Source organism: Frankia sp. R82, assembly GCF_023716925.1.
Classification (GTDB): domain Bacteria; phylum Actinomycetota; class Actinomycetes; order Frankiales; family Frankiaceae; genus Frankia.
Window position 1 is genome coordinate 1 of sequence record NZ_JAMQQG010000356.1, and the last position, 9735, is coordinate 9735.

The 9735-nt window shown below is 73.6% G+C and carries 9 protein-coding genes; all 9 read left to right on the forward strand.

Translation table 11 applies throughout. The annotated features are described in order from the left end of the window. A partial coding sequence (locus tag ND747_RS28530; RefSeq protein WP_251737352.1) for a hypothetical protein occupies positions 1-1839 on the forward strand: 1839 nt, incomplete at its 5' end. Positions 1840-2216: 377 nt separating this feature from the next. After that, complete coding sequence (locus tag ND747_RS28535) at positions 2217-3053, forward strand: SseB family protein (protein ID WP_251737353.1); 837 nt, start codon at positions 2217-2219, stop codon at positions 3051-3053. Positions 3054-3495: 442 nt separating this feature from the next. Then, a complete protein-coding gene (gene infC, locus ND747_RS28540) occupies positions 3496-4098 on the forward strand; it encodes a translation initiation factor IF-3 (protein ID WP_251737354.1) in 603 nt (200 codons plus the stop codon). Between the two features lie 185 nt (positions 4099-4283). Continuing rightward, positions 4284-4478, forward strand: a complete 195-nt coding sequence (rpmI, locus tag ND747_RS28545) for a 50S ribosomal protein L35 (RefSeq protein WP_251737355.1) — start codon at positions 4284-4286, stop codon at positions 4476-4478. 50 nt (positions 4479-4528) lie between these two features. Then, positions 4529-4912 carry a 50S ribosomal protein L20 gene (rplT, locus tag ND747_RS28550; protein ID WP_251737356.1) on the forward strand — a complete coding sequence of 128 codons (384 nt, stop codon included), beginning with the start codon at positions 4529-4531 and terminating at the stop codon, positions 4910-4912. 17 nt (positions 4913-4929) lie between these two features. Further along, positions 4930-5769 carry an RNA methyltransferase gene (locus ND747_RS28555; RefSeq protein WP_251737357.1) on the forward strand — a complete coding sequence of 280 codons (840 nt, stop codon included), beginning with the start codon at positions 4930-4932 and terminating at the stop codon, positions 5767-5769. Positions 5770-5846: 77 nt separating this feature from the next. Then, positions 5847-6938 (forward strand): PAS domain-containing sensor histidine kinase, encoded by a 1092-nt coding sequence (locus tag ND747_RS28560; RefSeq protein ID WP_251737360.1) that lies wholly within the window; start codon positions 5847-5849, stop codon positions 6936-6938. Positions 6939-7032: 94 nt separating this feature from the next. Next, a complete protein-coding gene (gene pheS / locus ND747_RS28565) occupies positions 7033-8136 on the forward strand; it encodes a phenylalanine--tRNA ligase subunit alpha (RefSeq protein ID WP_251737358.1) in 1104 nt (367 codons plus the stop codon). A gap of 4 nt (positions 8137-8140) precedes the next feature. Continuing rightward, the coding region (locus ND747_RS28570; protein ID WP_251737359.1) for a phenylalanine--tRNA ligase subunit beta at positions 8141-9735 on the forward strand (1595 nt) is incomplete at its 3' end.

A 9735-nucleotide genomic window follows, 5' to 3' on the forward strand; every position in this document is an offset into this window, starting at 1 on the left:
GGTCCGTCGGCTCGAGTGCCCGACCCGGGGCTGTCTGCGGACGTTCCGGGTGCGCTGGAGCGTTACCGGCGGCGCACCTCGCCGTTCGGTCCGCCCGGGGTGGTGCTGCCGTCGACGGCCAACAGCAGCGGAGCCCCCGGCGGCGCGAACGGTCCGGGCGGCCCCGGTGTCCCGAACGGGCTCGTCCTGCCGGACGGCCTGACCGGTACGCCCGTGGCTGCGCGCGTGCCGGGTCCCCCGCCGCCCATCCCGCCTCCCGGGGAGAGATGGGGGAGCATGACGGTACTCGTGCCGCGGCCGACCGGCGAACCGGAGCAGCCGGTGGCAGCGACGCAGCCGCAAACACCGTCGGTACAGCCACCGGCGCCGACCGACGAGGTGCCCGCACAGCCATCACCGGATGATCTGGCCGGCGCGTTCGGACCCGTTCAGCCACTCGAGCCGTGGGTCGCCGGCTTCTCCGGATCGGCCGCCGCGCCCGTCGGGCATGGCCCGGCCGCCCCGGAACTGCCACCGCTGCCGTTCCCGACCGCCGCGACTCCGTTCGCCCCGCCTCCCGAGCCGGCAGCGTTCCCCGAGCCGGCAGTGCCCCCGGCACCGGCGCCGCCGCCTGCCATCGCTGCGCCGCCCCCGATCGGCCCGCCGGTCCCACCCGCTCCGGCTACGGGGACGGCCGTCCCCCCGGGTTATGGGACCTCGGAGATCACCGTCTCTGGTGGTCCCGCGACAGCCGAGGTGGCCTCCGAGGCGCAGAACGGGCCATGGGTGGCGCCGTCGAGCGGGCTGCCCACGCCGACGGCCGAGCCGGTCCCGGCTGCTGGATCAGCGCCGTTGGCGGGGGCGCCGTCCGCGACCGGAGTGGTGCCGCGGCGGTTCACCGGACTGCCCGACCGGGTGCGTGGTGCTGCCATTGCGGCGCGTGGTGCGGCGGTGCAGCACCGTCCCGGGTCGGCGATCGCCGGGGGCGTGGAGTCCGAGGCGCTCAGCTCGGCGTTCGCGCGGACGCGGGGTGGCGGCCGGCGGGTGCTGGTCGGCGGGTTCGGCGGTGGGGGCGGTCGGACGACGGTGGCCGCGGGCCTCGGCCTGGCGATGGCCGCCCACCATGGTCATCGGGTGGTCGCCGTCGACGCCTCACCCGACCAGTGCGGGCTGCTGGCACATCGGGTGGGCCTCATCCCACCGGGTGTCGGCCTGCGTGAGCTCGCCGCGGCCCGGCCGCCCGTGTCGTCCCTGGACGATGTGCGCCGTTACCTCGCCTCGGACGGTTCCGGGGGCCTCGACGTCCTCGCCGGGATGCGGGACCTGGTCGGCCCCGGGCTGGTCCCGGAGGAACTGGCCTGGTCGCTGGACCTGCTCGGCCACTGGTACCCGGTGATCGTCGCCGACGCGCCGTCCGGCTGGAACCAGCCGGTGCCCGCGACCCTGCTCGCCCGCGCCGACCAGCTGGTCCTCACCGTCCGCGCCGGCGAGGCCGAGATCGCCGGGGCCGACGACGCCCTGACCGCCCTCATCGCGGCCAGCCGCGGCGACCTCGCCACCACGGTGATCGTCGCCCTGGTCGAGACCTACCCGTCCCGCCTGAGCCGTAGCGCCCGGATGCGCCTGGACCACCTCGAGGACCGCGCCTACATCACCGTCCCGGTCCCGTTCGACCCGGCGCTGGCCGACAGTCGCCCCATCAACTGGCTCCGCCTGCGTCGCCGCACCCGCTTCGCCTTCCAACGCCTCGCCGGCGCCGTCGCCACCGCCCCCCTGCCCGGCAGCGGCCCGGCTCTGGCCCTGGCTCGTCCGGCCCTGGCGGCGGCCGGCGCGGAGAACCGCCCCGCCAGGGTCGGCTAGACAGTGCCAGACGGTTCCGCGGAACCGTCGCTTCGGCATCCGCCGTGGCCGGCGACCAGTGCGCCAAGTCACCGATCCCCGAGACGGTCACTCTCCGACACTGCTGGGCGCACCGTGATGGCATGCCTGCATTCCGACGGGCCAGGACCACCGGTCGGGGGTCGGACTCGCGGATCGTGGGGTTGCCACGGTCGGCGTCCGTGGCAGGAGGCACGCCCGCCGGCGACGGCCCGGGCGTGTGCTGTTCCCCCGTGGCCACACCGATCAGCCTGACCTGCCTACCGTGGAGGGTCACCGGAGCGGGACCCTCCATCAAGGGGTGGCGCCGACGGTTCCGCGGAACCGCGGTCGGGCAGCGCGGCCATAGGCTGCAACGCATGGCGCGGGATCTGGTGAAACCGGCAGGGCAGGGGGACCAGGGGGAGGCCGACGCGGAGCTGGCCCGGGTGCTGGCCGCGGCCGGCGACACCGGACGGGTCGACCCGGCGGCGCTCACGGCGGCGCTGCGGGAGGCACGGGTGTTCGTCGGCGTGGAGGCGCAGGCGACCGCCGTCGACGAGGCGACCGGTGCCGATCGCAGCAGCGAGATGGCGCTGATCACGCTGCGGACCGCGTCCGGGGCGAGCGCGCTGCCGGTCTTCACCAGCGTGGCCACGCTCGCCGCGTGGCGCCCGGCGGCCCGACCGGTGCCGGTGGCCGGGCCCGATGCCTTCGCGCAGGCCGCGCAGGAGGGGCTCGGTGCCCTGGTGATCGACGTCGCCGGGCCGCACTCCGCCAGCCTCGACCTGTTGCCGGTCGGTGAGTCCACCGCAGACCTGGACGACCGGTCGCTCACCGCCCTGCGCCCCCCGGCGGATCCGGACGGGCCGCTGTCCCACACCCGGGTGCGGGCGGCGCTACGCGCGCTGGCGCTGCCGGTGACGGCCTGGCCGGCGGAGTTCGCGGCGTCCGAGGTCGCCGACACGTCAGCGGAAGGCAACGGGGGCAGGGGCGGGGTGGCCCGGGAGGCGGTGGCCGAACGCGGTGGGCGGCGGCCGGTGCTGGTGGTCGCGCCGCGAGGGCGGGCCGGGCGTCAGGTGGACGGGGTCCAGGTGGCCCGTCAGCTGTCCGAGCAGCTCGGTGGGGGTGGCGGGATTGCGGTACTCCTGGTCGGTCCGGGCCTGGGGGCGGCGCTGGCCGTGCGACGCCAGCTCGGCCGAGGCCTACACGGCTGAGCCCACCGACGGAGACGAACACCCCACGGCAACCCATGCAGGCGCTGGTGCCTGAGATCGGCCGGGATCGGTGTTACACAGCGTGGCTTTTGTTGGCGGGGTGCCGGGCGAGGTGGCGGGGTGGCTGGTTTCGCGAGTCGACGGGGTGTTGCGGGTCGGGGCGGCGCGGGGCGTGGGTGATCGTCACGTGGGCGGGTCGGGTGCTAGTCTTGGGCGAGACCGATGCCGGTCGGTTCCATCTGTCCGACGGTACCGTCGATTTCGGCGGTCCCGGTGGGGGCACGGAGCCTGTCCGGCAGGACCAAGCGGGGGTTCGCCCTCCACCCGAGTTGCCGGAGTCCCTCCGGGCCTCGTCAGAGGCCCTGGGCGCGGTGGCCGGGTCGCCGGTCGGCCGAGCCGTTCCCACGGTTGTCGGCCGGGAGTCTGGTGCTCACCAGGCTCGGTGCTCCGCTGCGGTGAGGTCGCGCCCGCGCGTCGAGCAACGGAGGAACACATCAGCACAGAGTCCCGCATCAACGACCGGATCCGCGTTCCCGAAGTGCGCCTTGTCGGCGCCGAGGGCGAGCAGATCGGCATCGTCGCGATCGGCGAAGCCATGCGTATGGCCCAGGAGGCCGACCTCGATCTCGTCGAGGTGGCGCCGACGGCGCGTCCGCCGGTCTGCAAGCTGATGGACTTTGGAAAGTTCAAGTACGAGTCCGACCAGAAGCGTCGGGAAGCTCGGAAGAACCAGGTCCAGACCGTCATCAAGGAAATGAAGCTGCGCCCGAAGATCGACCCGCACGACTACGAGACCAAGAAGGGTCACGTCGTGCGGTTCCTCCGGGCCGGTGACAAGGTAAAGATCACCATCATGTTCCGTGGCCGGGAGCAGTCCCGGCCGGAACTGGGGATCCGCCTGCTGCAGCGGCTGTCCGCGGATGTTGCCGAGCTCGGCTACGTCGAGGCCCAGCCCAAGCAGGACGGCCGGAACATGACCATGGTGATGGCCCCGCACAAGGGCTCCAAGCCGCAGCGGCTGCCGGAGTCGGCCGGCCACGTCTGATCTGCACCTCTGATCAGCGCGGCCGGACCAGCATGGCCTGAACCGTATGGCCTGACCTGCACGGCCTGATTCGTGCGGCCCGGGCCGTTCGGTCAGGCCCGCATGCGGGCGGGGGATCCCCGTCGCGCGGCGGGCTTTGCCGTGCCGGTCGTTCGACCAACCACGTCCACCGTCAGGATGTTGACATGCCCAAGCAGAAGTCCCACAGCGGCGCGAACAAGCGTTTCTGGATCACTGGCTCCGGCAAGGTGATGCGGCGGCGGGCCGGCCGCAACCACCTGCTCGAGCACAAGTCGAGCCGCCACACTCGTCGTCTTGAGGGCGAAGTTCCGCTGACCAAGGCCGACGAGCGCCGGATCAAGCGCCTGCTCGCCCGCTAGGGCGCTCATCCGATTCCGGCCGCACCCGAACGAAGGAGACAGGTGCCCTCATGGCACGCGTGAAGCGGGCGGTCAACGCCCAGAAGAAGCGTCGCACGGTCCTGGAACAGGCCAGCGGCTACCGGGGCCAGCGTTCCAGGCTGTACCGCAAGGCCAAGGAGCAGATGCTCCACTCGATGACCTACTCCTACCGGGACCGTCGCGCGCGCAAGGGCGACTTCCGGCAGCTGTGGATCACTCGGATCAATGCCGCGGCGCGGGCCAACGGCATGACCTACAACCGCTTCGTGCAGGGCCTGAAGCTGGCCGGCGTCGACGTGGACCGCAAGATCCTCGCGGACCTGGCCGTCAACGACGCGGCGGCGTTCGCGGCGCTGGTCGAGGTCGCCCGGGCGGCCGTGGCCGCGGCGGCGCCGGAGCCGAGCGCCGCCTGAGCTGCGCGCAGAGCCCGATGACAGACGTCGTGGGCGCCGCGATCGGACCGAAGTCGGCCCGGGTCGGCGCCGCCCGGCGGCTGCGCAAGGTGGCCGAACGGCGCGAACAGGGACGATTCCTGGTCGAGGGCGCGCAGGCGGTCGGTGCCGCGGTGGCCGCGGGAGCGCTCCTCGAGGTGTTCGTCGGGGCCTCCGCGGCAGCGCGCCATGACGCGTTGCTGCGGGGCGCCGACGTCCCGGTTCGGATCGTCACCGACGCCGCCGCCGCGGCGCTGTCGGAGACGGTCACCCCGCAGGGCCTCGTCGGGGTCGCCGCGCTGCCGGGCCACCGGCTTGCCGATCTGGTGACGCCGAGGCTGATCGCGGTGTGCGTGGCGGCGAACGACCCGGGTAACGCGGGCACCGTGATCCGCAGCGCCGACGCGGCCGGTGCGGACGCGGTCGTGTTCACCGGCAGCGGGGTCGACCCGTTCGGTGGCAAGTGTGTGCGGTCGTCCGCCGGCAGCCATTTCCACCTCCCGGTGATCGTCGAAACAGAGCCGGTCGCGACCATCGCCGGGTTGCGCGCCCGGGGGTGCCGGATTGTCGCCACTTCGGGCGCGGCCGAGCGTGACATCGACGCGGCGGTGGCCGGCGGCGAGCTCGACGGGCCGACGGCCTGGCTGTTCGGCAACGAGGCACACGGCCTCGATCCGGCCGCCGCGGCTGCCGCGGACGCGACACTCCGGGTCCCGGTGTACGGTCAGGCCGAGTCCCTGAATCTTGCGGTTGCGTCCGCCCTGTGCCTGTACGCGTCGGCGCGGGCGCAGAGAACGGCCGGTAGCGAAGGCACCGGAGGAGGTGGTCGGCGGTGGTGAACATCATCGCGTCGGCGTCCGCCCCGGAGGGCTCGACCAGCTCCGCCAGCACCGCTGATCCGGCACCAGGCGAGGCCATGACTGCTGACGACGAAACCGCCGGCCCGGCCATGCTGGACGGGCCCCTTCCCGCGGCCGCGTTCGACCTGCTGCCCGACGCCGTCGTCGTCACCGACGCGGCCGGCACGGTCGAGGTGTTCAATCGCGCCGCGTCCCGGCTGCTCGGTACGCCCGCGCGCCCCGCCGTCGGGCGCCATGTCACCGAGGTGCTCCCGTTGCTCGACGAGCGCGGCAACGACTGGTGGGAGTGCTCGGCGGTCAGCCGGCGGATGCCGCGTGTCATCGGGCAGCCCGAACGGCGCCTCACCTATGCCGGGTCCGACCACGACCGTGACGTCCACGTCACCGTCCAGTTCACCCGGGTCGCCGGCCGGCTCGTCCGGGTGTGCCTGGCCCTGCGGGACACCTCCAGCCGCGAGCGGCTCGAACGTAACCGGGCCGACCTGGTCGCCACCGTCGCCCATGAACTGCGCTCGCCGCTGACCAGTGTGAAGGGCTTCACCGCCACCCTGCTCGCCAAGTGGGACCGCTTCACCGACGAGCAGAAGAAGCTCATGCTCAACACCGTCAACACCGACGCCGACCGGGTGACCCGCCTGCTCGCCGAGGTGCTCGACGTCTCCCGGATCGACTCCGGACGCATCCAGGTCCGCAAGCAGATCATCGATCTGCCCGCGCGGCTGCGCGCCGTCCTGGAGGGGAAGGTCGCCTCCGGCGCGGCCGGGCCCGGGCGGTTCGTGCTGCGCGAAGAGGGCGAACTGCCAGAAATGTGGGTCGATCCGGACAAGCTGGAGCAGGTGCTGCACAACCTGGTCGACAACGCGCTGCGCCACGGAGCGGGTACAGTGACCGTGCTGTTGCGCGGCGAGGAGTCCGGCACGGAGGTGCGCGTGTCCGACGAGGGCGACGGTGTCCCCGAGGCGAACGCGGCCCGGGTGTTCACCAAGTTCTGGCGCGGCGCCAGCCGCGGCAACGGCACCGGTCTCGGCCTGTACATCGCCAAGGCGCTGATCGAGGCGCACGGTGGCACGATCTCCGTCGGTCGGGCCGAAGGCGGCGGCGCCGAGTTCCGATTTTTCGTGCCCGCCGGTGGCCCGGTGTTCGGCTGAGCTCAGCCGAACCGAGCATCCGCCGGCGGGCGCCCCGGGCCATTCCTGTCTGCGTCACCGTCACCACCGGTGAGCGTCACCCCTGGAGAGTTCCGTGCCCGCCCCTGGAGAGACAGTCGACCCGTCCCGGGTCCACGCCCTCGACCCCGACCAGCTGGCCGCCGCCGTCACCGCGGCGCTGGCCTCGATCACCGCCGCCCCCGACCTGGACGCGCTCGCCGGCGTGCGCACCGCCCACGTGCAGGGCGACTCCGCCCCCCTGGTGCGGGCCCGCCGCGAGCTCGGCGCACTGCCCCGCGAGGCCCGCGCCGATGCCGGTCGTCGGCACAACGCCGCCCGCGCGCAGGTGCAGGCCGCCTTCGACGCCCGGCTGGCGGAGCTCACCGCCGAGCGTGACACCCGCGTACTGCGCGAGGAGCGGGTCGACGTCACGCTGCCGCCGGCGCGGCGCCGTCGTGGCGCGCGCCATCCGCTGAGCTCCCTGTCCGACCGGCTCGTCGACGTGTTCGTCGCCATGGGCTACGAGGTCGCCGAAGGCCCCGAGGTAGAACACGACTGGTTCAACTTCGAGGCCCTCAACATGGCCCCCGACCACCCCGCCCGCAGCATGCACGACACGCTGTACGTCGAGCCCGCCGGCTCCGGCCGGCTGCTGCGCACCCACACGTCCCCGGTGCAGATCCGCTCGCTGCTGGCCCGTCCACTGCCGGTGTACGTCGTCGCCCCCGGGCGCACATACCGCAACGACGCGATCGACGCGACCCACTCGCCGGTGTTCGGCCAGCTCGAGGGCCTCGCCGTCGACGAGGGCATCACCATGGCCGACCTGCGCGGCACGCTGGCCACCTTCGCCGAGGCCCTGTTCGGCTCGGGGCTGTCCACCCGGTTGCGCCCGTCCTACTTCCCGTTCACCGAGCCATCGGCCGAACTCGACGTGCAGTGTTTCTCCTGCCGCGGCGAGACGGCCCGCCAGCCCTGCCGGGTCTGCTCCGACGAGGGCTGGATCGAGATCCTCGGCTGCGGCATGGTCGATCCGAACGTGCTGCGGGCCGCCGGGGTCGATCCGAACCGCTACAGCGGGTTCGCCTTCGGGATGGGCCTGGAACGCGCCGCGATGATCCGTTACGGCGTCCGCGAGATCCGCGACTTCGTCGATGGGGACGTTCGTTTCGGCCTCCCGTTCGGAATCGAGGACTGACGCCATGCTCATCGTGATGTCCTGGTTGCGGGAACACGTGCCCGGTCTGCCACCGACCCGGGCGGTCGCCGACGCGCTGGTCCGCGCCGGTTTCGAGGTCGAGGGGCTGCACACGGTCGGCGGGGACGTCTCCGGCGTCGTCGTCGGCGAGATCGTCGGTTTCGAACCGGTCGAGACGAAGAAGAAGACCGTCCGCTGGTGCCAGGTCCGCGTCGCCGGCCCTACCGCCTCGGACGGCGGTCCTACCGCGCCGGACGGCGGCACTGACGCGTCGGACGGCGGCGGGGACGTGCGGGGCGTCATCTGCGGGGCGCTCAACTTCGCCGTCGGCGACCGGGTGGCCGTCGCACTGCCGGGGGCGGTGCTGCCCGGCGGGTTCGCGATCACCGCGCGGAAGACCTACGGCCATCTCAGCGACGGAATGATCTGCTCGGCGCGGGAACTCGGCCTCGGCGAGGACCACGACGGCATCCTCGTGCTGCCCCCGTCCACGCCGCTGGGTGCGGACGTGGCCAGCCTGCTCGAGCTCGCCGACGAGGTGCTCGACATCGCGATCACCCCGGACCGTGGTTACGCCCTGTCCGTGCGCGGCATCGCCCGGGAGGCGGCCATCGCCTTCGGGCTGCCCTTCGACGACCCGGGCCGTCCCGGTGGGGCCCTCGACAGCGAGGCCGACGGCGCTGGGACGTCCGCAGGGGCGCCGGGGTATCCGGTGGTCGTCGCGGACGCGGCCGGCTGCGACCGGTATGTCGCCCGGGTGGTCACCGGCGTCGACGCGGCGGCGGTGACACCGACGGGCTGGGCCCGGCGGCTGGCACTGTCCGGTACGCGGTCGATCTCGGTGCCGGTGGACGTGACCAACGCCGTGCTGCTCGGCCTCGGTCAGCCGTTGCACGCCTTCGACCGGGCGAAGCTCACCGGGCCGATCGTCGTGCGTCGTGCCACGTCCGGCGAGACGCTGCGCACCCTCGACGACGTCGACCGGGTACTCGACCCCGAGGATCTGGTCATCGCGGACGACTCCGGGCCGATCGCGCTGGCCGGGGTGATGGGTGGCGCCAGCACCGAGATCTCGGCGACGACGACCGACATCGTGCTCGAGGCCGCCCACTTCGACCCGGTCAGCGTCGCGCGCACCGCCCGGCGGCACCGGTTGTCCTCGGAGGCGTCGCGGCGCTTCGAGCGCGGCGTCGACCCGGCGCTGCCCGCGGTGGCCGCCGCGGCCGCCGTCGACCTGCTCGTGGCACTGGCCGGGGCCACCCCCGACCCGGGCGTCACCGACCTTGACCACCGCCCGGCCATCCCGGCGGTGCCGCTGCCGCCGGGGGAGGCGCAGCGCCTGGCCGGGCGCCCCTACCCACTGCAGACGGTGCTTCACCGGCTGACCGACATCGGCTGCATCGTGTCCGCCGACGGGGCCGGGGAGACTGCCGAGGATGTGCTCGTGGTCGTCCCGCCGCCGTGGCGGCCGGATCTGACCCGTCCGGCGGACCTCGTCGAGGAGATCGTCCGGCTGGAGGGGTACGACACGATTCCGGTGACGCTGCCCCGGCTGCCCGCCGGACGCGGCCTCACCGCGGCGCAGCGCCGGCGTCGGGC